20 protein-coding genes are annotated in these 23,191 nt (G+C 44.1%); 18 read left to right on the top strand and 2 right to left on the bottom strand.

Annotation, left to right across the window (positions count from 1 at the left end):
- Window positions 1-3: 3 nt before the first annotated feature.
- The 4 genes from kdpB to IGI92_RS10465 are packed head-to-tail and all read left to right on the top strand — an operon-like array spanning window position 4 to window position 5,938.
- Entirely contained in the window at window positions 4-2,034 is a 2,031-nt protein-coding gene (gene kdpB / locus IGI92_RS10480) for a potassium-transporting ATPase subunit KdpB (RefSeq protein WP_430606939.1), read from the top strand.
- Between the two features lie 41 nt (window positions 2,035-2,075).
- Complete coding sequence (locus IGI92_RS10475; RefSeq protein ID WP_430606937.1) at window positions 2,076-2,612, top strand: potassium-transporting ATPase subunit C; 537 nt, start codon at window positions 2,076-2,078, stop codon at window positions 2,610-2,612.
- Between the two features lie 12 nt (window positions 2,613-2,624).
- Window positions 2,625-5,225 (top strand): sensor histidine kinase, encoded by a 2,601-nt coding sequence (locus tag IGI92_RS10470; protein WP_301388469.1) that lies wholly within the window; start codon window positions 2,625-2,627, stop codon window positions 5,223-5,225.
- An 11-nt stretch (window positions 5,226-5,236) separates the two neighbouring features.
- The gene (locus IGI92_RS10465) at window positions 5,237-5,938 is read left to right on the top strand and encodes a response regulator transcription factor (RefSeq protein ID WP_016613477.1); all 702 of its coding nucleotides are present in this window, start codon (window positions 5,237-5,239) and stop codon (window positions 5,936-5,938) included.
- A gap of 296 nt (window positions 5,939-6,234) precedes the next feature.
- Here the strand turns inward: IGI92_RS10465 and IGI92_RS10460 are convergent, their stop codons facing one another.
- Window positions 6,235-6,666, bottom strand: a complete 432-nt coding sequence (locus IGI92_RS10460) for a GNAT family N-acetyltransferase (RefSeq protein ID WP_016613476.1) — start codon at window positions 6,664-6,666, stop codon at window positions 6,235-6,237.
- 282 nt (window positions 6,667-6,948) lie between these two features.
- Here IGI92_RS10460 and IGI92_RS10455 point away from each other — a divergent pair, with 282 nt between their 5' ends.
- The gene (locus IGI92_RS10455) at window positions 6,949-8,289 is read left to right on the top strand and encodes a peptidoglycan DD-metalloendopeptidase family protein (RefSeq protein ID WP_142971650.1); all 1,341 of its coding nucleotides are present in this window, start codon (window positions 6,949-6,951) and stop codon (window positions 8,287-8,289) included.
- A 77-nt stretch (window positions 8,290-8,366) separates the two neighbouring features.
- Here the strand turns inward: IGI92_RS10455 and IGI92_RS10450 are convergent, their stop codons facing one another.
- Window positions 8,367-8,735, bottom strand: coding sequence for an iron chaperone (locus tag IGI92_RS10450; RefSeq protein ID WP_005235074.1), 369 nt, complete (start codon window positions 8,733-8,735; stop codon window positions 8,367-8,369).
- Window positions 8,736-9,152: 417 nt separating this feature from the next.
- Between IGI92_RS10450 and IGI92_RS10445 the strand changes: the two genes are divergently transcribed.
- From IGI92_RS10445 to IGI92_RS10385, 13 genes are all read left to right on the top strand, one after another.
- Window positions 9,153-9,665 carry a hypothetical protein gene (locus IGI92_RS10445; RefSeq protein ID WP_034878497.1) on the top strand — a complete coding sequence of 171 codons (513 nt, stop codon included), beginning with the start codon at window positions 9,153-9,155 and terminating at the stop codon, window positions 9,663-9,665.
- Window positions 9,649-11,004 carry a PTS cellobiose transporter subunit IIC gene (gene celB, locus IGI92_RS10440; protein WP_005235081.1) on the top strand — a complete coding sequence of 452 codons (1,356 nt, stop codon included), beginning with the start codon at window positions 9,649-9,651 and terminating at the stop codon, window positions 11,002-11,004. Before IGI92_RS10445 ends, celB begins: the two co-directional genes overlap by 17 nt.
- A gap of 101 nt (window positions 11,005-11,105) precedes the next feature.
- Window positions 11,106-11,834 carry a GntR family transcriptional regulator gene (locus IGI92_RS10435; protein WP_430606932.1) on the top strand — a complete coding sequence of 243 codons (729 nt, stop codon included), beginning with the start codon at window positions 11,106-11,108 and terminating at the stop codon, window positions 11,832-11,834.
- Between the two features lie 792 nt (window positions 11,835-12,626).
- Window positions 12,627-13,697, top strand: a complete 1,071-nt coding sequence (locus IGI92_RS10430) for a DivIVA domain-containing protein (RefSeq protein ID WP_430606930.1) — start codon at window positions 12,627-12,629, stop codon at window positions 13,695-13,697.
- Window positions 13,698-13,834: 137 nt separating this feature from the next.
- Window positions 13,835-15,142 carry a hypothetical protein gene (locus IGI92_RS10425; RefSeq protein WP_430606928.1) on the top strand — a complete coding sequence of 436 codons (1,308 nt, stop codon included), beginning with the start codon at window positions 13,835-13,837 and terminating at the stop codon, window positions 15,140-15,142.
- Window positions 15,139-15,513, top strand: coding sequence for a hypothetical protein (locus tag IGI92_RS10420; RefSeq protein ID WP_005235091.1), 375 nt, complete (start codon window positions 15,139-15,141; stop codon window positions 15,511-15,513). The genes IGI92_RS10425 and IGI92_RS10420 overlap by 4 nt, the downstream gene beginning before the upstream one ends.
- Window positions 15,446-16,825 carry a glucosaminidase domain-containing protein gene (locus tag IGI92_RS10415; protein ID WP_430606926.1) on the top strand — a complete coding sequence of 460 codons (1,380 nt, stop codon included), beginning with the start codon at window positions 15,446-15,448 and terminating at the stop codon, window positions 16,823-16,825. The genes IGI92_RS10420 and IGI92_RS10415 overlap by 68 nt, the downstream gene beginning before the upstream one ends.
- A complete protein-coding gene (locus tag IGI92_RS10410; RefSeq protein WP_194188345.1) occupies window positions 16,818-17,861 on the top strand; it encodes a hypothetical protein in 1,044 nt (347 codons plus the stop codon). Before IGI92_RS10415 ends, IGI92_RS10410 begins: the two co-directional genes overlap by 8 nt.
- Before the next feature lie 13 nt (window positions 17,862-17,874).
- On the top strand, window positions 17,875-19,329 hold the full coding sequence (locus IGI92_RS10405; RefSeq protein WP_430606923.1) for a hypothetical protein: 1,455 nt from the start codon (window positions 17,875-17,877) through the stop codon (window positions 19,327-19,329).
- Between the two features lie 38 nt (window positions 19,330-19,367).
- A complete protein-coding gene (locus IGI92_RS10400) occupies window positions 19,368-19,691 on the top strand; it encodes a hypothetical protein (RefSeq protein ID WP_430608492.1) in 324 nt (107 codons plus the stop codon).
- Window positions 19,692-19,716: 25 nt separating this feature from the next.
- Window positions 19,717-20,412: a type IV pilus modification PilV family protein gene (locus IGI92_RS10395; RefSeq protein ID WP_086316324.1), complete on the top strand. Its 696-nt coding sequence runs from the start codon at window positions 19,717-19,719 to the stop codon at window positions 20,410-20,412.
- Between the two features lie 43 nt (window positions 20,413-20,455).
- A complete protein-coding gene (locus tag IGI92_RS10390) occupies window positions 20,456-21,142 on the top strand; it encodes a PulJ/GspJ family protein (protein WP_430606919.1) in 687 nt (228 codons plus the stop codon).
- A complete protein-coding gene (locus tag IGI92_RS10385) occupies window positions 21,129-23,177 on the top strand; it encodes a type II secretion system protein (protein ID WP_430606917.1) in 2,049 nt (682 codons plus the stop codon). Before IGI92_RS10390 ends, IGI92_RS10385 begins: the two co-directional genes overlap by 14 nt.
- Window positions 23,178-23,191: the final 14 nt, after the last annotated feature.

Raw genomic sequence — 23,191 nt, 5'->3', positions numbered from 1 at the left:
AAAATGAAAAAAATCTATCAATGGGCGATCGGCGAATCCTTTAAGAAATTGGACCCTCGCCAACAAATCAAAAACCCCGTGATGTTTGTGGTTTACCTAGGGGCGATCTTGACAACGATTTTATGTTTTCAAGAACAAACGGTCCCGTTGTGGTTTAGCATCAGTGTGACCGTCTTCTTATGGTTGACTATATTGTTTGCCAATTTTGCCGAAGCAGTGGCAGAAGGGCGCGGCAAAGCACAAGCGGATAGTTTGAAGCAAGCCAAAAAAGACATCATGACCTACAAAGTCATGTCCTTGGAAGATGTCGCCAAAGAGGCTTTTATCGAAGTCCGTTCCTCCGATTTGAAAAAAGGCGACTTGGTTTATGTTCCTTCTGGCGAACAAATTCCTGCCGATGGGGATGTCGTGGAAGGTGCTGCTTCGGTGGACGAAAGTGCCATCACAGGAGAATCAGCACCTGTCATTCGTGAATCTGGTGGCGACCGTAGTGCAGTCACGGGAGGAACCTTAGTCGTTTCCGATTACTTGGTCATTAAAGTGACCGCTGAAAATGGTCATTCTTTTTTGGATAAGATGATTGCGATGGTGGAAGGGACACAGCGGAAAAAAACACCCAATGAGATTGGCTTGCAGCTGTTCTTAGTGACACTGACCATCATCTTCTTGGCTGTTTCCATCACATTGATTCCCTTTACTGATTTTAGCAGTCAGTTATCTGGTCGGGGAACGGCGATTTCCAGTGTGATCGTGATCGCTTTACTGATTTGTCTCGCACCAACCACGATCGGCGCCTTGATTTCCTCGATTGGGATCGCTGGAATGAGCCGTTTGACCAAAGAAAACGTCATCGCCATGAGTGGACGCGCGATTGAAGCTGCAGGAGATGTGGATGTTTTGCTGCTGGATAAAACAGGAACCATTACTCTGGGAAACCGCCGTGCCAGCGAGTTCTTACCGGTACCGGGGGTCACCGCCAAAGAGTTAGCAGATGCAGCGCAGTTGGCATCTTTTGCCGATGAAACGGCAGAAGGACGCAGTATCGTAATTTTAGCCAAAGAAGCCTTCAATATTCGTGAACGGGTATTTCAGCAAGCTGATGTCCATTGGATCGATTTTAGTGCCAAAACACGGATGTCTGGGATCGACTATCGTGGTGATGAGATCCGTAAAGGAGCTGCTGATACGATCAAGCAATACGTGACGGCAAAAGGGCAGACCTATCCCACTGCATGTGACGAGATCGTGGAAAAAGTCGCTAAAGCTGGTGGAACCCCATTGGTCGTAGTGAAAAATGGCCAGGTACTCGGGGTCGTTTATTTAAAAGACATCGTGAAAAACGGCGTCAAAGAAAAATTTGCCGACATGCGAAAGATGGGCATCAAGACGATCATGATCACTGGAGACAACCCTTTGACGGCAGCTGCTATTGCTGCGGAAGCGGGCGTCGATGATTTCTTAGCCGAAGCAACACCAGAAAACAAAATGAACCTGATTCGCGAATATCAGGAAAAAGGGCATTTGGTGGCGATGACGGGGGATGGAACCAACGATGCACCCGCACTCGCCCAAGCCGATGTGGCAATGGCGATGAATAGCGGTACGCAAGCAGCCAAAGAAGCAGGGAATATGATCGACCTTGATTCCAGCCCAACCAAATTACTGCAAGTGGTGCAGATCGGTAAACAGCTGCTGATGACCCGTGGGGCATTGACGACCTTTAGTATCGCGAATGATATCGCCAAATATTTCGCAGTGATCCCTGTCCTGTTTTATGCGATTTATCCAGAACTTGCAGCGCTGAATATCATGAATCTTGGTAGTCCCTTAACGGCGATTTTGTCCGCAGTCATTTACAATGCAGTCGTGATCATCGCCTTGATCCCTCTGGCGTTAAAAGGGGTCAAATACCAAGAAAAACCAGCCAGCCAAATGCTGCGGCACAATCTTGTCGTCTACGGCCTAGGCGGCATCATCGCACCATTCATTTGTATCAAGCTAGTAGATTTGCTTTTGTCAGCTGTTCTACTATAAGAGAAGTCCATCAGAGTCAAAGAGTCATTTAGGAGGAAAACATGATGAAGAACACCCTCTTTGCCAGTATCAAATTTTTACTATTTAGTACCGTGCTATTTGGCGGTCTCTATACATTATTGGTCACCGGTGTCGGACAAGTCTTTTTTGCCCATCAAGCCAACGGCAGTCAGATCGTGGAAGACGGAGCGGTTAAAGGGTCTGAGCTGCTTGCACAACCCTTTGATCAAGCAGGTTACTTCCAAGGCCGTGATCAAACCGTTTCACAATTGTCGCCCTATGATCCGACCCAAAAAAAGACTGTAGCTGAGCGGACAGCGGCGTTACTGGCAGAAAACCCAACCCAAACCAGTGTGCCGATCGATCTCGTGACCGCTTCGGGTAGTGGCGTTGATCCTGATATCAGTGTCGAAGCGGCACTTTTTCAACTGCCGCGGATCGCTGACACAAGAGGCATCGATGAACAAACAATTCATGATATAATAAACAGAAATAAAGTAGCTGATCTGTTCTTCACGAGAGAATATGTCAATATCATGACCTTGAATCAGCAGCTCGATCAATTACCCGAAGAATAGGGGGAAGCATCTATGAGTGAAAACAACCAGCAGACAATCCCAGAAGAGATGCTGCTGCAAGCCGGATTTGGCCCCAAACGTGGCAAGCTGCGGGTATTTTTCGGTTTTGCTGCCGGTGTCGGAAAAACCTATACGATGTTAACCGAAGCCCATGAGTGTTTGCTCATGGGCAAAAATGTGGTGATCGGCTATATCGAACCCCACAAACGTCCCGATACCAATCGATTGCTTGAAGGGTTACCACAAGTACCATTAAAGCAATACCAGCACAAGCAATTGACCCTATATGAGCCGGATATCGATCGACTGATCCAACTAAAACCAGATATCGTCTTGATCGATGAGTTAGCACATACCAATCCCATTGGTGCGCGAAACAAAAAACGTTACCAAGATGTTGATGAACTTTTGCATGCAGGAATCACCGTCTACACGACCATCAATGTCCAGCATATCGAAAGTCTGAATGACATCGTGGAAAAGGTCACGGAAGTGGAAGTCAGAGAAACTGTACCCGACACCTTTTTCCAGCACGCCAGCTTACGAGTGGTGGACGTTGAACCAGACGAACTGATTGATCGGTTGGAACAAGGCAAAATCTATGCCGATGAAAATGCCAAGCGGGCACTAAAAAACTTTTTTACGCCAGAAAAACTTGATCATTTACGTGGATTAGCGATCCAAAAAGCTTCCAATCATATCAATCAAATGAACGGCGGTCGAAAACGAGTCCAAAGCAAGCTTTTGACGATTATTGATGATCGCTTGCCTAAAATGGCAGAGAAATGCATTCGTTGGACCGCCCGCTTAGCCCAAGGAGTGGGGGCGGAATGGACGGTGATTCAAGTTCGATCGTTAGATGATACACCTACCGAGGTGCCATTGGCAGAGCGTTTGGGAGCAGAAGTCATCAACATCGAAGCGGATGACAGTTTTGAGACCATCGTAGAGTATGCCAAAATGACGGGTGCCAGTGACATTATCATGGGGAAACAGGTTTCTCAGAAGTGGTTCCAAAAATTGTTTGTCGAGGATTTGGAAGACCGCTTGATTCGGCGCCTTGATGATATTGAGATCCATTTGATTCCTTTTAAAGAAAAAATGCAGCGACCACGGCTGACGTTTTCGCAATTATTTGAAGGCGGTGGTCGAGATTTCACCTTGACCTTTGGGCTGATCATGCTCGCTACCATAGTGACAGAAGGCATGCAGTACTTACATTTCGGCGATCAGAATTTGATGCTGGTTTATATCTTTTTTGTTCTCTTAGTGGCACGTTACACAAGTGGCTATCTTTGGAGTGCCATGGCATCGATCATTAGTGTCCTTTCTTACAATTGGTTCTTTGTCGAACCCTTGTATTCCTTGACGGTCTATAAAGCAGGCTATCCAATCACATTAGTGATCATGCTGATCGTTGCCTTAATGATCAGTAATTTGATGGTTCGATTGAAGACCCAGGCAGAAAATGCCAAGGAAAAAGAGCATCAAATGGAGATATTGTATGAGTTGAACAAACAATACATGGAAACGCGGAATGAGCAAGACATTTATGAAAGTACGACCACCTATTTGGCACGCTTACTCCAGCGAGAAGTGGCGTTATATGACAGAGAAGGTCACTTGAGAAGTCTGCATTCTTCAAGAGAAACATTGTCTCAACTAACTGGCAAGGATGAGAAAGCCGTCGCTTTTTGGGTCGTGAAAAATCAAAAAGAAGCCGGTCGCGGCACAGATACTCTGATTGGTGCCAATGGATTTTACTTGCCGATCGTTTTAAACGGCAAACCACTAGGCGCCCTTGGGGTAGAACGCAACGAGGAGCATCAGTTGGCCAATAGTCAATTGAATTACTTGCGCCTTGTGATCACCCAAATTGCTACCGTGTTGGAGCAAGTCTCTCTGGCGAGTGAGAAAGAACAGATCCAATTAGAAAACGAACGGGAAAAAGTCCGCAGCAATCTACTGCGTGCGGTTTCTCATGACTTGCGGACGCCACTGACGACGATTTCTGGCATTGCCGAAACATTGAGCGAAACCGAAGGCGCGATCAAAAAGGAAACGAAACAAAAGCTGCTAGGAGATATCCAAAGTGAATCCCAGTGGTTGATCCGCATGGTCGAAAACTTACTGTCGGTGACCCGCATCAATTTGACTAACATGGCGGTCAAGCGCAGTGAAGAACCAATCGAAGAAATTATCGAAGCGGTTTTAACGCACCTAAAAAAAGTCTATCCGCAACAAAAAATCATCGTGAAGATGCCCGATCAGCTGATTTTTGTCCAAGTCGATCCCATCTTGATCGAACAAGCCTTGTTTAATTTGATTGAAAATGGCGTACGCCATGGAACCGCCGATACACCGATTTTCTTGCGGGTTTTTCAGGAGCAAGAAGTGGTCATTGAAATCGAGAACCAAGGGGAGATCCCCCTAGGGCAATACCAAAAAATCCAAGCGAATTTGACCAATGACACCGAAGTGCCGGTGGATTCCAAAAATGGACTAGGCATCGGACTGAGTATCGTTAAAACCATCATCCATGCCCATGAAGGCAAATTGGCGATCGAAACGAAAGCCGGCAGTACCATCTTTCGTATTTATTTAAAGCAGTAAGGAGGAAGAACATGCAGCGACATTTTTTATTGATTGAAGATGATTCGAATATCGTTGATTTTATGGAGGTCGTCTTGCAAAGAGAACACTACAACTTTACGTCAGTTGGTACGGGCATGGAGGCATTGATGCTCTTACAGGAAGAAACTATTGACTTCATCTTGCTGGATCTGGGCTTACCGGACATTGATGGCATGGAGCTGTTAAAAATCATTCGTAAGCGCATGAACACACCGATCATCGTGATCTCTGCCCGCAAAGATGAACAAGACAAAGTGCAAGCGTTAGACCTCGGTGCCGATGATTATGTAACAAAGCCCTTCAGTACCAATGAATTATTTGCCCGTATCCGCACGGCATTGCGGCACAAGGAGTCAGCTGCCTTTAGTAGCAGCCCGATTCTCGTAAACAAGGAGTTAACGATCGATTTTGAGAAGAAAATCCTGTACAAGAATCAAAATGAGATCCATTTGACCAAAAACGAATACCGTATCATGGCAGTAATGTTCAAGAATTTAGGCAAAGTCGTCACTTACGATACGCTGACCAGTGAAGTCTGGGGACCTTTTGCAGCGGATGCACAAACCTTACGAGTCAATATCTCAAACATTCGCAAAAAAATCGAAACCAATACGCTGCAGCCAGAATATTTGATCACTGAAATCGGCGTCGGGTATCGCTTGCGGGAGTATCCAGCAGAATCTTCTGTATAAGTTCGATTCAATCCTAAACAGCCTCCTCCTAAAATTTAGGAGGAGGCTGTTTACTTTCATTTCATCAATGACCATAGTATCCACTGCTTTATACCATTTGACAGTGCCAATCCAAGGGAAGATGGGACTGCACGAAGGGGAAAATAATCAATCATGTTGCTCATTCAAATTTTGTATATTTGTCCTATATGTATTGCTGGGAAATATGTTGTTTGATCAGTTATACTTTTTTTATTAAACAGTTTCCAAAGGGTTCGTTAACTAACAGGTAGAAAAAAATAGGAAAAAGAGCAGCATCAACGATGCCACTCCATGGTGTTTTCGATTTCATTGGTATCAGAATCCAGTTGTTCAGAAACGATGGTAAAGCCGTTTTTGAGATAAAACGCAATAGCAGCTGTATTTTTTTGGTAGACATTCAGAGTCAGCTTCTCGTGTTCTGCTTGTGCTTTTTGTAAAAGCTGCTTGCCAATGCCGTGGGCACGATAGTCTTTCAAAACGAAAATACCAGCGATATAATCACCCAACATCCCGATGAAGCCGACGGGCTGATCATCCACCGAATAGGTGTAAATAAGGGCATCAGAGAAGGCTTTTTTCACAAAATCATAGTTATCTTGCCAATGGGCAGCCGAAATAAAGTCATGGGCATCCAAATTACTTTGCAGCCAAATCTGGGCGATGGTTTCTAATTCAGAATCAGTAAATTGGGTCACTTGTTGTATCATGAGAACCTCCGTTTTTATTCAGTATAGCATAGGTCCAGTACTGATTGCTGCAAATAGCGGCACTTTTGTAGGCAATCGGTCAGGAGACGAACCGCTTGATAAGTAACGAAGGTTAAATGACGAAGAAAAGCAATCTTTTTCGTTGAAATATTCTAACAATTTTGTTTCAGCTAGATGTCAATTTCTTGCAGCCAGATGTTATTTGTGTGAAAACAACCCCAAGAATGAAATCTTTCGGTATGCTAGAGAAAGCGATAAGACACATCTAGTTAAGGAGAAAAAATGAAAAAGACACTTTTGGTTGCAAGTTCACTTGTTTTGCTGACGCTGCCTGTCGTGACGGTATCCGCAGACAGCTTTGATCAGAAGATCCAGCAGCAAAATGAAAAAATCAATGACATAAAAAATGAATCTACCTCATTAGAATCACTGAAACGCTCCACAGAGGCAGAGATTCAATCGATTGAAGGAGAAATCCAAGCAATCCTACAAAAGAAAACGACGACGGAAGAAGAAGTCAATGCCTTGGCACAAGAGATCCAAGTCCTTGAAGAAAAAATAATCAAGCGCACAGAGGTACTGGCGAATCAAGCGCGTGACATTCAAACGTCGGAACCTTCCAATCGGTTGTTCCAAAAAATCGTTGATGCTGAATCCATCGGAGAAGCCATTCAACGGGCGATCGCTTCAGTAACGATCATGAATGCCAGCAATAGCATCGTCGAACAACAGCAAGAAGATATCGCAACGAGCCAGCAATTGGAAAAAGAGTTGCAGGAACAATTGGTTGTGATCGAAGAGCAGTCAAACGCATTGCAAGGAAAACAAGCGGAATTAGCTGATGTCAAATTGAATCAAGAAGTTGAACTAGCGGACCTTGCCTTGGCATTGAACACCGAAGAAGAGAAAAAAGACCGATTGGAAGCGGACCAAGCAGAAGCAAAACGGCAACGAGAAGCAGCGTTGAAGCAACTGGCTGAGCAAGAAGCACAAGAAGCAAAAGCGCGCAAAGAAGCAGAAGAAGCAGCAAAACGCCAGCAAGCAGCAGAAGCCGAGTCAGCTAAAACTGCTGAAAATCCTGCCGTTCAACAAGCAGCAGTGGCAGCAGCACAGCCGAAGACGGAAGCAGCAGTGGCGCCCGAAACATCGGTGGCTCCAGAAAAAACTGCAGCTACTCCTGCACCTGTGCAGCAAGCAACTGAGCCAAAAGAACAAGCAAGCACAGGTGGATGGCAAATGCCAGTCGATTCGGTTCATATTTCGAGTCGTTTTGGGTATCGAACAGATCCAACAGGGGCATCAGGAAATCAACATAATGGCATCGACTTTACCGGGGGGACAGGAACACCGATCTATGCGATTCAAGCAGGCGAAGTTGTCGAAGCGGGCTATGGTCCGTCAACTGGTAACTATGTGATCATCAAACATGCCAATGGCATTTACAGCTACTACATGCACTTTAGTACACTGCCAGCTGTCTCGGTCGGACAAAGCGTCTCAGCTAGACAATATGTAGGCGGTATGGGAACGACTGGAAATTCAACTGGCGTCCATCTACATTTAGGGATGTCAACAAGCTTATGGTCAGGATTCTTTGATCCGGCACCAGAATTGGGCTTATAATAGTCAGAAAATCCGCAGAAGCGAACAGGCTTCTGCGGATTTTTTGGTTGCTATTCTTTTACGAAGTCTCAATTGGCTCAGCGCCAAAAGCGGGTCATCTCCGCTTTGTCTTTCAGGTTGAAAGCGATCATGTCTTCAATCAATGCTTGATCGATCGGCTCAGTCCACTTGATGCGAAAAATGTTATCCGTATGGCTGTAGCCAGCTTTTTCAATGGCATCGATAAACTGTTCAAGACACTTGGTTTCTGGAGAGACAGAAAAGTGCGGTTTTGAAACGCTGAAACCGATAATAAAGGTTTCGTGTGCGGTGAACATCGGCTGATTCCATTTAATGACTGGAACGAGGTCAGGAAATTTCTTGGTAATAGCGGCAAATAAGGCACGCAGTTTTTCTTGTTTTACTGGATCTTCAATGCTGGTTAAGTAAGTTTCTAATACATCCATTGGGAGATCTCCTTTCGTTTTAAGGAACGAGTACAGGCAATGTCGATTAATAAAAATAACGCATGTTTGAAATCAACTATTTTGTTACTTAGAGTGTACTGTAAAGTTAGTAAGTTGACAAACCTGTTGCCTTGCATGGGGATAAAGCCTTCAGAAACAAACATTTTTTGCAAAAAGTAACGCTAAAAACAACTTTTTTTCTGCTCGAACAAAAGCCAAACATCAGGAACATTCCAGTATTATCCTGCAAGGTTCCTTGAGATCAGCTTAACTTTTCAGAAATAACAAATGAAAAAGCAGGTTATTTTCAGAGAAAACTTTCAAAAAGAAATCGGTTGCATTCAACTAGAATTCTGCTAGAATATAACTTGTTCGAACAAGTTGTTGAGCGAAAGCAAAAAGAAAGGAGGAGGACTTGTGACCAAAAGGAAACCGGTAACCCAAGCAGCCAAGAAAGAATATGCAAACAAAAGTATGCGGTTTAATCGTTTTTTACTTTTTCGTTATATGACTGCGATCTTTTTCTTTGTCAATCTTTATTGGACCCTATTGAGTCTGTCTCAATGGACATGGGCTGGTTTGATTCCCATTGCCTTATTGATCGTTGATGGACTTATACTTATTGAACAAACTCAAAAATATTGGCAGCAATCGAATCGTTTACTGGTGACAAAAATCGGATATTGGCTCCAATTCGGTGTCAATCTGATTGCAATTCTATTTATTTTGATCGGGCAGCAAGCAACATTGATTCCTTTTATGAATCAATCGGGTAGAGGCATCTTACTTGCCTTGTTTACTGTCGGCATGATCGCGTGCCTGTTCATCCAGCGTAAAGCGTGGTTGATCGAGCATGACCGCGACAAATATTTCACGTATTTGACTACATTTGAAACTCAAGGAGGAACAGTCAATGGATTCAGAAAATAACAAAATGTTTGCCTTCTTGGACCGCTACTTAATGGGTCCAATGGGGAAAATCTCACAATTACGGATCGTTCGTGGGGTCATGGCAGCCGGGATGGCGTCGATTCCTTTCACTATTGTAGGATCAATGTTCTTGATCGTCAGCGTTTTGCCACAAAGCTTCCCTGCATTAGAGGGCATTTGGAGTGCGTCATTCGATAAGATCCAAAATCTTTACATGTTAGGTAATACCGCAACGATGGGGATTTTAGCACTTTACTTCTGTGTCGTGTTTGGTTACGAGTACACCAAAATCCAAGCACAAGAAGAAAAAATCGTTCTTAGTCCAGTCAATGGCGCGTTGCTTTCAATGATGGCGTTCTTTATGTGCTTGCCACAATTAGTTTTTGAAGGCGGTATGGCAACATTAGTCAATGTCATTTCTGATGACCAAAAAATCATCGATGGTTGGGAAATGGCTGGCGGGGTGACTCGTTTAGGAACAACTGGGATCTTTACAGCGATCATCATGGCGATTATTGCCGTAAAAATCTACGCATTCTGTGTGAAACGCAATATTGTCATCAAAATGCCTGACACAGTGCCAACAGGAGTATCTTCCTCTTTTACAGCATTGATCCCAACGGCACTGACTTCATTAGCTGTAATCGTCATCAATGGTGCATTAGTCGCAATGGGCACAGATATTTTCAAAGTCATTGCGATTCCTTTTAGTTTCGTGACGCAATTGACCAGTACCTGGGTCGGACTACTTGTTATCTACTTCTTCATGCATGCGCTCTGGATCGTGGGTATTCATGGGGCAACGATCGTGACCTCATTCTTGACGCCAATCGTATTGTCGAATATGGTGGAAAACCAAAATGGTGCCAACATTGCCTTTGCGGGTGAGTTTAACAATAGTTTCGTAACGATCGGTGGTTCAGGAGCAACGTTAGGAATGGTGATTTTCATCGCCTTCTTTGCAAAATCAGCACAGTTAAGTGCTTTAGGAAAAGCAGCGATCGTGCCATCCTTCTTCAATATCAATGAACCGATTTTGTTCGGGATGCCAGTGGTATACAACCCGTACACAGCGATCCCATTCTTCTTAGCACCGATGGTTTCAATGTCCGTTGCTTATTTTGGCATCAACTTAGGCTTTGTTAACCCACCGATTGCCCAAGTAGCGTGGCCAACCCCAATTGGCTTATCCGGCTTTATTGGTTCAGGTGGTGACTGGCGTGCCTTTGTCTTAGCAATCATCTGTGCAGTCGTTGCTTTCTTGATTTGGTTCCCATTCATCAAAATGTATGATGGCAAATTATACAAGGACGAACAAGCAAACGCAACGAAGGCATAATCTATCCGTTTTTTTGATAAGCCGGCTATGAAAAATAGCTGGCTTTTTTTACGCCAAAGACGATAATAGTAGTAGAGAATCGCAAGGAAAGGAGTAGGCAGATGACGAAACTCAGTATTGAAGACTTAGCAGCAGAATTGATCAGAAAGATCGAAGCCGGTGACATTGGAAATGAGCAGGGGAAGATGCCTAGTGAACGAGAGCTTTTGGCAATTTATCCAGTTTCTCGTTATACGTTACGCCAAGCCCTCAATAAGTTGAGCAAGATGGGCTGGATCTACCAGATGCAAGGCCGCGGCTCGTATATTCGTTTTCATAACAACCAAAAACCGACCATTGAACAAGGAGATCTTGGCTTCAATGAAGACTTGACCCGAGGCGAGAAAAACATTCGAACGGTCAAAGCCTCAAAGCGACTGGTCAAGGTATCAGAGGCGTTGTTTCTACCAAGTCAAAAACAATTTGCGAAAGATCAGCACTTTATCGAAGTCCAACGGTTTCGCACGCTAGATGACAAACCGTATTTGATTGAGCGTTCCTATTATATACCTGAAATCGTAGGGGAGATCTCCGAAACGATGATGGAGGGGTCAATGTTCCAAACTTTGGCAGAAGAAAAACAACTGACAGTCGCCTTCATCGACAAGTTCATTCAAAGCAAACCGTTATCACAGGAACAAGCTGCGTTCTTTCATCTAGAAGAAGGCATGCCCGCATTGATCGTACGAGATGACAGCTATCTGAGAAATGGGGAGCTATTAGCCTTTTCGATGATCCATTATGATTATCGGATGGCGACATTATACATGCATAAAAAGTTATTCGTTTAAAGCAAACTGATTTTCAAGAAACGGTTCTTTCTTTTTTTGAAGGCAAGAGAAAAGCAGCCCATCAGGGAGAAAAAAGACTTACAGTTGCGGATCGGTAGACAGGAACCGGCTTTCAAACTGAGAGAAAAGGGATCGCTTCCAATGGATGAAAGATGACTGAGCAGTAAAACTATATAATAGGTAAAGAATCGATCAGCGACCTTGGCTTATAAGGTCGCTGATTTTTTTTGAGGGGATTGATCGGCGGTTAGGAAGGCGTGATTGTTGATTTAAGATAAAGATCGTTTAAAGAAGACCATTCGTTTCCTTAATACGAGGATATTTTGCTCAATTTTTAACAATATCATGTGGATAACCGACTTGCTCTGACAGATATTTCATCAAGTGAAGAAATATCTGATTTTTCAATCTGTTTTTGCTTTGATACTATCAAATAGACAACAGATGTTCTGCGAACGGAAGCCGTCTTTTCGTTTAATGGCTATTTTATTGAGAAACAGGCCGATTCACTGACTTGATTTCTATCCTCCAAAATAAATGGAGGTCGTGAAAATCAAGGGGTGTGGTGGTTTTTGCTTTCTTTTTTTGAACGAATGATGGCAAGAAGGAAACGGACATCACTGCTCAAAAGGTCACAGCAGAAACGTCAGCTCGTTTGAAAGAACGACCGCGGATAGAACTGCGAAAGTGCAACTTTTCACGAAAGCAGACGAACAAGCAGACCAATTTGTAGACACATTAAATTGTTCAACGAATCAAATCATCGATGAGTGAGGAATCAGGAGGGGTAACATGGCATTATTTCGCAAAAAGAAAGATGAAGAAACTTACGAAGGCGTTCATGTCTACGACGAGGAATATGATGAAGAAGAGTACGACGAAGACGAGTACGATGATGAAGAATATGATGACGATGAGTATGACGATGAAGAATATGAGGACGACGAGTACGAGGATGAAGAATACGAGGAAGACGAGTATGACGATGATGCCCAAGAAGAGCTGCTGGCATTAGAAAATACCGTTTCACAACTGACCAAGACCGTCGAACATTTGACCAAGCAATTGGAAAACAAACAAGAATCCATCAATCGGATGGCTTCGCAAGCGACGCAACAAGAAAGTATCATTTATGAAAACAAGCAGCTGCAAATGCGCTACAACGAGTTACAGCAGCAGTTAAAAGAAGCAGAACGTCAACAAGAAGCCCTCAAAACCAATTATGAGCAAGAAATTGAGCAGTTGACGAGTCAAGAAGACGAATTGATCGAAGTAGAAGAAGAGCTCGAACAATTGCGTCAAAGAGAAGATGAACTGCTAAAAGAATTAGAAGAAAAAAGCAAGCAAGTCCAGGCTTTTGAAGAAAAAGCGATTCATTTAGAAGAAAAAGCGGCGATTATCGAAAACTACAAATTAAAAGAAGTCGAAAGCATGCGGCGGATCACTTCGCTTGAAAATGAGAATCAACAGTTGAACATGCGCTTGCAAGAAGCCGAAGCGAAATATCGTGATCTCGAGCGTTCAAGAGTCGAACAGTTGGCAGATAAGAATGTCTTACAGCGTGACTTGGAACGTGAATTGACTAAGGTCGAACAAATGAAGGACGAGCTGGCGACGATTTTGATCGAAGCAAAAGAAAAAGCACGGGAAACCGCTGCTGAAGCAGAACTGGAAGCCGACAGAAGACGTCAGATGGCGGAAAATGAAGCCCACAAGATCATTTCAGAAGCATCGATGGAAGTGATGAAAATCCGTCAAGAGATCAAGCAATACCAAGAACGACTTACGACGTTTCATCATGAATCGAAAGGGTTGTTTGAGCAGTTGATCCAGCATAGCAAAGTGTTGAATCTGCCAGACTAAAAAGAAGGTTATGAGTCGGAATAGACGAAAAGGTCTGCTAAATAATTTCCGAGAGCGACACGACAAAGGAGGGAAACCCACTAGGACCATATATGCTGTATAAGAAATCACAGGCAACAACTACGACTTGATTTCTTATGAGAATGTTGGTCATTGGGACGAATGTGACGAATGATATTTTAAAAATTGCCATCTATCCAACCTTGAGTCCAAATCTTGAGGAATTATTTTACAAACAAGAGGCACTTCCATCAGTAATCACTGCCTGTGACAACCTCTATCAAAAAAAGTGGCCGCTCAAATCGTCGATTCGCAAACAAGTGACGCATTACTTTGAGCAATTTTATTCCATCGAAGCCTTCACCCATCATATCGAGATGGAGATCTTACGGAAAAAAATCGATTACTCAAAATTACGCATTCCCTTGGAACAGCAATTTCCTCAGTTTGTGTGGACGCAAATCGGCATCAATCATGTGTCCGATGAGAAAAGCAATTTGTTTTTGGAGTTTGTACCAATCGCATACACAGAAGAAGAGTTTCCCTTTACGATGCAGTTGCATGCTAGCTTGCAGCAGCAAGCCCCCGTTGGTGTAAGTGATGCGAACGACTTTAAAGAGCAACTGGCAAAAATCGTACAAAGCGTGATCGACGAACAAAATGTCACGTTTGTGAGTCGCCCGAAAGCGCAAGTCCATGAAGAAAAACGTCAGGGCAAAACCAATGCAATGAAAAAAGAACTGGAAGACACGCTCGAGTTCCAAAAGGTCAGTGCGGATGAGCCACCAAAGTTCAAAAAGAAAGTTCGAAAAAAAAGCAGCAAAAAAAAACAGTCAAAAAAAGCCAAGCAATTGCCTAAAGTCAACGCCAATGAATTAGCATTGGAGGAAGAGGCGAAACGAGAACGAGCAAGCAAAGAGCGCTTGCGCTTGGCCAATCAAAAGCTTGAGATCTACATCGAAAACTTAGAAGCTTCTTTGATCAAAAATAGTATCCACTATTTAAACAGTTTGACCGATGAAGAAGACGAGAACTGGCATACGCAATTGAAAATCAGCTTACGAGAATATACCTATCTTTTTCAAAAAGCCAAATACCTCGAACAGGTTTGGCGCATCAATAACAATCTCGTACAAAAGATCGAAAAAATGACCTTGAACGAAAAAGAATTGACCTATGAGAGAGGGCAAGTGCAGCAAGTGGTCGACAACAACCTATCTGCTAAAGATATCAGTTTGGTTTTTTATGAATGCAGCGTGATTGAATCACGAGTCAAATTGTATGAGCGACCATGGTTTAGAAAACCTTACGCACGCATTATGAAGATGGACTATGACAATCTTTTACGAAAAGCCGCTTACTTTGATCTTCTCCAAAGCGAAAGCTATCTATTAGAAAAAAAAGCATTGATCGAAGGCAATACAGACGTTAGGAGCAGTCTATGAGAACCCAAAAGCAAAAACAACGATTCTTATTCTTATACCGCATCTACTTTATTGCTTCTTTGATCCCATTAGCGGTATTTTTGCAGCTGACCGCCTATTTTTATCTCTCTGCCTTTCGAGAATATGTCACTATCAGTCACTTGTTTTTACTCGCTCTTTTGCTAGGTTTTACGATGTATTTGCGGAACAATGCCTTTCATTATCAATTGCTGCTTGTGCAGCTTGAGAAAAATGAAAGCAAAGACCATGAACGACCAAAAAAAGGCACCAGCAAGAACAGCCCCAAGGAGGAGGATCAAGAAGATGAAAAAGCCCAGAAGAAACGTAAAAAGTCTGTTAGCGATCGGAGCATTTATCGGAATCATCAATAATCAAACGATTTCTGAAGCCATGGTTCGATCGATCTTAGGTGTAGAACCATCTACTTATATGGAAACCATCGATGCACAACGAGAAAGTCGTGGGCAATCGATAACGGATGCCCTCCGACCGGTCTCTTACGAAGGAGCTGACAGGATAACGGAGCAACTTGATACTCCTCCAGAACAAACAAAAGAAACCCTTCCAGAAGAAGCGGAGCAGGCCGAAAAAGGAACGGAAGTCCAAGTCGTAAATGATGTGGAACGACCGGCAGACGAGGGACAGACAGACGAGGAAGAGATAAAGAGCGGCTCGGATGAAACAGAAGACCAAGAGGCCGAAAACGTTCCGTCGACGCCAGATCCTTCAGAAGGCGATCAACAGCCGAATCAGCCTGCTGGACCTGAAACGAATGAGCAAGAAACCAACGATACCAACAGCAGCAACAATAGCGGAAACAACCAATCAAATGGGAATCAAACCAATCAGGACAAAGAAAAAGAGCCCGATCCAATCACTGAAGAACCCGAATCGCCGATCGATGAAGAAGAGCGGGAAAGCAACTTTCAGTTTTCGGTTTCACGTAATCTAACGACACAACAATTCATCAATGAGATTGGTTCTGACGCGCAGGATGTTGCCTATAACAATGATCTTTATGCCTCAGTGATGATCGCACAAGCCATCTTGGAGACTGGCTCAGGAAATAGTGCCTTATCCAGTCCGCCGAACCACAATCTCTTTGGCATCAAGGGCAGCTTTCGTGGGCAAAAAGTGACCTTCAATACGCAAGAAGATGATGGAAGTGGTGCGTGGTATACGATCTCTTCCAATTTCCGTAAATACCCAAGTTACCGTGAATCCATCGAAGATTACGCTCGCTTACTAAGAGGAGGCATCACTGGCAACCCGCGCTTTTATGCCCCCGTTTGGAAAGAAAATGCCCCAACTTATCGGGAAGCAACTGCGTGGTTGACAGGGCGCTATGCTACGGACATCCATTATGACCAAAAGCTGAATGCGTTGATCGAGGCCTATGATCTAACCATTTATGATAATGAGCCGACCGAAGAGATTTTGGAAGAGATTGAACGCACACGTGCACAAGCAATCGAAGCAGCCCGCAAGGAAGAAGCGGAGACGACCCGTTCGTTGTTTGAAGATTTGCAAAGAAGCGCGGCAAATCGTCGAGGCTCAGGGAATTTGCCAGCGTCCATTCGGACCGTCAAGGATCGCTTGCAGGAAAATGCCAATGCCAATACTTATGCAAACCAATTAAGAGGGATGGAACGAGCGGGCAGCGAGGTAGATGCCAATGAGTAATCAGTCGCAAGCACCTAGAAGAAAAAAACGTCCGCCACAGCCTGCCAAACGTGAAAAAAAACGAGACCAATCAGAGGATACACCGAGAAATCCCCGAATCGAAAAGTTTCAGGCGCAAGGAAAGCAAGCCAGCCCTTCTAGTGGCAAGAAACGACCAAAAAAGCCGACCCAAAAAGAACCGACAGGACAGGCGCCTGTGAAAAAGAAACGAAAAAAAGCGGCTAGTACAGCGAATCGCCCCAAATTACCGACCGAAAAGCAGCATCCTAGCAAGCAAAAAGAAAGAGCAGCTGCCAGTACGACCAGTGAAGCACCACGCAAAAAGAAAAAGCGTCCACTGCAGCAAGCACGTCCAAGTCAGCACAACGAGCAGGGGAAAATCAAAAAATCAAGTCATCCTAATGCCAAATCAAAAGGGACCCACAAGCAAGGCAAAAAACCAGCGGAAGTTTCCCAGAAACGACGACCCCCGCAAAAAGGCAAAGCCGCGACGAAGAAACCAACAGCCAAAAAGAAATCTGGCAATCTCGTACTGAAAATCATCTATCTGATTTTCTTGGTTTGTAGCATGACTGTCCTATTTACGTTTATCGGCTTATATGTGACTGATCAAAACGAAATGACGGTTTTTAATCATCGGGTGGTGCGTTTATCAGATAATGGGATGGCGAATCTTGACAGCTCCGCATTACGCACACAAGATTTGATCATTTTAAGAGAACAAGCCTTCACTCAAGTACAGCCAAACGGGCTCGCGGTCTTTACAAATGGCTCAGGAACCGGCTATATTGCTCGCCGAGTACTATCGATCGAGGCTGACGAAGAGCAGGGCTATCATTTATCCGTCATTGGTGATGGACAGGCATTTGGGGAAGAAGCCATCGAAGCAGACCGTTTCGTTGGAGAAGTCTCAATGAGTATCAACCATGTAGCAGATGTGTTTCGTTTTATTGATCAAAACTTGATATTATCCATCATCTTCTGTGTATCATTGATCGCCTTATTCATTCTATTAGGCATTTATCTCTTTACTTGAGAGCCGTCATTACTTGAGAAAAGAGGAAACAAGGGTGCAAAAAAAAATAGTGTTAAGAAATAGTATCGCGGGTCTGCTTTTCTTTCTTTTGTTGCTTAGCATCTTGATTTGGCAGAATAATCAGTCTATTCATATTCGTCGATTAGCGGATGAAAATGAAGTGTTCGAAAAAATCGAGATTTTGGAAGAATGGCAGGAACGAATGACCCTTACAGGGACGACGATCCAACGATCCGTTCGGGTAATGAACGCTAGTGAAGTGCCAGTCTTTGTCCGAGCAAGCTTTGAAGAAGTGCTGCGCTATATCGCGCCAGACAGTGAGGAAGCAGCTTTTGAGCAGGCGGCAGATGCGAGTGATGCGCCAGACTTATTACCAGTACTGTCTCGCTTTGATGAAAACGAAATTTTAGCAAGAGGGTATCAGAACGTGACCCAGCAGATCCCAGAACTCATTGGAAATGCTCTTGATGGTCAAGTGATGGTTTGGATCAGCGATGAGACGATCGAAGAGTTGGCACCCACGCCTCCCTTGGATGCCTTCGATAGTGAAGAGATGCAGGAGTTATTGGGGGAATTAGACGCTGAAGAACAGGAAAATCCTGAGAACTTCTACGATCGCACCGAAGGCAATGAAGAAATGGAGGAGCCACCGTCATCAGACTTGATCGATGGTCCACCAGATCTCTGGCAAGAACCGGTCCTTGTCGAAGCTCACTTCAGCTATTCCTTTCGACGAAACCAACAACCGGTCATGCAGAAAATGAGTGGGGAACTGCTGCTGCTCAATCCTGCTGATCCGGTTGCTGAGTGGACCTTTGAAGCAACCAACTTGACCTATAGTTATTATCTTGAAGGGTATTGTTATTTTGTTCGAAACTGGGCGGAGTCGCAGCTAGCCAGCCCCTTTTCCACCAGTGAGGAACCTACGGGATTCACGTATCTCGGAGAACAGGGAACGATTGACCAGTCGTCATTTGATTACACGACGACAGAATCTGGGTTAGGCAGTGCCTTTCAATTGCCAGAGATGATCAGTACGTTTCCCGATGCTGCTGGCTTGTATCCGACCCGATCGGTGAAAACGCTAAGCAGCTTTGTCTCTGAAAGTCCCGCCCAGATCGACTCAGAAGCCATCATGATCGAATTCGGCTCTTTGAGCGATTACCGTCAGATCGATCGAAATACTTGGATCTATAATCCCGATGATGGCTGGTTTTATTATAGTTTCCCTTTGGACCGATCCTATCAAAGTGAAGACGGTTATGGCGTCACCCGTTCACTGATCGAACAAGTGATGATCGATACAAGTGTCGCAGACGATAGCCATCTTGCCTACGAACTTTTACCGAAAGTCGAAGTCATTCAGGCTTCTGATCGACAATCATTAAGGGAGGTCTTTCAGTTAGACAATGATCGGCCAGAGAGTGCCACTGCGATCATCTATCGGCATTTGCACTCACTTCAATAAGTTGCTAGAAAATAAGTCAAGGAGAGATTCACGTGAAAATGGTCATTGAAGAAATTGAATACCGTTATTTTCTTCAATACGGGAAGTATTTGGATTATTTCTACCAACAATATATGCAAGTGAATGTCGAAGATCCTGATGTTGAAAAAGGGATCGCCGAGATTCAGCGACTGGTTGAAGAAGAAAGGTATCATTATATCAGGGAACGAATCCGCATCACACGCAAAGCCAAAAAAAGTATTCCATTAGCTGACTACCCTGATTTCAATAAACTGATTCACTGGGGGTTTACCCTTAGCAAATTATCTTTTCTTGACCCAGATACAAGTATCAACCAGCTAGAAGAAAAGGATTCTCCTTGATCGGGGGCTAGGCAAAAAGCAGGTGATGAAACTGAAAAAAGGCAGACAAGCACATAAAGTACTTGATGAATCAGGGTTCAGCCTTGTTGAGATCCTTGGAGCGATCGTCATTCTCGGGATCGCAATGGTCATGATCGCCATGCTGATCATCCAAAACAACCTGATCCTTAGCTACAATACCCGAATGGAAGAGGCCATCGCAGCACGAGATGATGTCAAGGAATGGCTAATATACCGGGCACAGACTCAAGACTTGGCGGATTTGAATATCGGGATCTTTACGGCTAGACCTTCTTGGATGATGGTCGATCCAGATGATCCCTCAGAAGTTCGCCGACACCATTTGGTCCTCGATAATTCAGGGATTCAATACAATGCGCAAGGGCAACCGATGTATGAAGAAATCCCGATTGCTGTAGATGATCTCAATCGGGGCCGATTTATTCGCAAGGTGGTATACGATCATTCTGGCGCTCATTTGCCGCAGCCCTTGGTAAATTCGGAAGAAAATCGCCTCTATATGGGAACGTACTTGTCGGAGAATGAAGAAACCACCAACTATTTGGTCAAGGTCTCCATTCGCGAAGACCCCAGACATGGACTGCGAGAAGACAGTTACGACCGTCGTCAGCTCGGGCTCGGACTTATTATTCAGGTCTTCGATAAACAAACGGGCGCATTTTTGACAGAAACGTATCTGCATTGGGTAGTAGACTATTGAAAGGGCTGGCTGTTCTTGCGGAAGTTGCAAAGGAGGGGCGCAGATGAAGCATCGATTACAGGATGAGCAAGGAATCACGCTTGTCGAATTGTTAGGGGCGATGGTCATATTCGGCATCATCATTGCACTCTTTTCTGGGACACTCTTTTTGATCGTCCAAGCCTCTGTTCGTCAAGGTCGAATTGCTGCCTTTCAAGGGATAGCGAATGAAATCTTGGCGCAAGCAGACCGAATCGCCAAAATTGATGGTATCTATGAACATGCGGGGTATTTAGGAAAATATGATAGTCTTCTTTTCCACGAGGAACATATTGTCAAAACAATGCCCGAAGGAACCTTAGGGGCAACGATTACGGAAGAGGGCAGTCCGCGAATGGTTGTGACTGATATCACAGATACCAACAATATTCGTGCCAGAGTCTATGATACGAAAGATCCTACGATTAAGTTAAAGATCATTCAACAAAAAAATGAGAATGAAGCGACGTTGACCCATCACTATACGCCAAATTATCGCGATACGTTCAGTATCCAGACCAAGTTTTTCGTTTTATTTTACACGGAAACGATCAACTTTGCGGATTATTATGATGATTTGACTGGCTGGTGGCAGATGGAGGAGCTGGTCACTGATTACCACAAGCAGATTATCTATAAACGAGAATTTACGATCAATTATCGTGACAATGAGAAAGCAAGAGGGGGGGTACCCGGGAATGGACGATGGTAGACAAAATGAAGCTGGTTTTGCGCTGATTTATGCCCTCGCGGCGATCATTCTTTCCTCTTTGATGATTGGCTTGGTCTTCCTTGTTGCTCGAAATGTCAATTCACAAATTCGAACGATAGATAGCTTCCGTCGAGTGGAAGATGTACACGAATATTCCTTTCAACTCGCTTCTCAGGAGCTAAAACTGAGAATAGATGATTTCATCACTCGAACCATGCAGAATGGCGGCTTCTATTCTAATAATAATGAATGGCAAGACCATCTAGATAACGAATTGAGATTTGTGCTGGACGAAGTCGATGTGAATGAGACCATCGATGATAAATTTTCTTTTACCTCCTCTGTCGTTGACTATGAATATAATGAGATCGCCCCTTATGTAATGACCAAATCTGGTGGGGAGCAAGGATGGATCCAATCCGCCTCGATGCTGCCAGATAAAACCAATCTTCAAATCATTATTCAAATTCAATCGCAAGTCACGGATCAGACGCAATTGGCTGAAGGGCAACCGCGAGTACATACAGCTTCTGCCGAATATATCTATGAAATGCAGCTTGAAGAAGAAGACCTCGAACAAAGACAAACACAGCTGGATATTTGGCGAAACATTTTTTATCCCTATTACTTACCCTCTACAGCAGGGCAAGCTGTATCCGCCGATACTTGGGTTCGAAAATTGTTTGAAGTCGCCGATTTTCAACGCGTACGTCCATCGTTTGATTATCTCGCTTTTGAATCGGATGACTTCTTGCAATTCGGGTTTGCCAACAATGTCCTGCAAGATTTTCAAGACGGCAGATTTTTAGATTTTCGAACAAAGCCGATTCTTAATTGGCTGCATTTCGATGGTTCCTTTTTCTTTAATCATGGGGTCCAGATGGAAGGACAGGGAAGCGGGCAATTTTCGGCAAAAAGTCTGCTTGCGATCCAGAATGATGGCGGACAGCCTAGTAACGGGTTGAACGTGATCAAAGACATCTTCTTGCAAGCCGGTTTAGGAATGTATATCGATTTGGGCAGTCGAGCTGGCAGTCGCTTGGTCCTATCACAAGCATATACGGATATCCTTGCTGGAAACGTATGGATCAACAACACCAATAGTTCGGCTTCGAGAGTTGAGCAAGAAGGGGTTCTCTTTGCTGAAGGCCATCTAAATGTTTCCGTAAATTCACCGGATGCGGGCACTGGGTTAGGCGAATTAAATAGCAATTATTTTAATTTTTATCATCGAGAAGCCACGAAACAGAACCCTGCGGCAGATGGTAGTTTGACGTTTATGAAGCCGTCGATGGTTCTGACGAGCAGCAATTTTTATGCGGGACCAGTCACGGAAGGCTCGATCGTGCATAGTACCGAAGATACGGAACGAAGGATTACTGTTTATGGTGATTTTATGCTGACGAATACGATGATGCCTAGTGGTGGAACGATCGATGATTTCTCGTATTTTCAGAATCAAAATCAATTCACAGTGCCCCATGACCCGTCAAGAATCACATTGGATGGCAGCAATACCATAATGGAGGTTCACGGGCTTTCATTTATCGATGCGCCGAAAACTGCTCGTAGATTGGCATTAGCAGAAGCCGGCAGTTCCGCGGTTTTTGATTCTTATTATGAAGATCCAGCGTATTGGAATCAAATCACCTTAAAAAATGGTGCCCAGCTGATCTTGGGTCATACAGGCGTTGAACCCTTTCATTTAGCTGTGGATAGAGAGTCGACCTTTGTCATGGAAATACTGCCAGATTTGGCATTATTTGACCCGACTTTTTTAGCAACAGGGGCTCATAACCGTCGTCTTGAAGGAACGGTCGTTCTCGTACCTTACTATATGGATGACCAGGTGGAACTAGAAAATCAACTGCAACAATTAGGCGTCAATTATCGCGTCCGCGACTTTGAAAGTCAGGCGCAATCGAGGGAGGTAACGATCCTCAGAAGTTTTTTGGATCGAAACATGTGGTCTGATGATGAAGCATATTTAACCGTTACACGAATGTTTGACTATATCAACAAACTCGATTATTGAAAGGAGGGCGCCAG

Source organism: Enterococcus sp. DIV2379 (genome assembly GCF_050542965.1).
In the GTDB taxonomy this organism is placed as follows: Bacteria; Bacillota; Bacilli; order Lactobacillales; family Enterococcaceae; genus Enterococcus_D; species Enterococcus_D entomosocium.
Note: the sequence above shows the minus strand (reverse complement) of the source record. Positions and strands in the feature narration are given on the sequence as shown.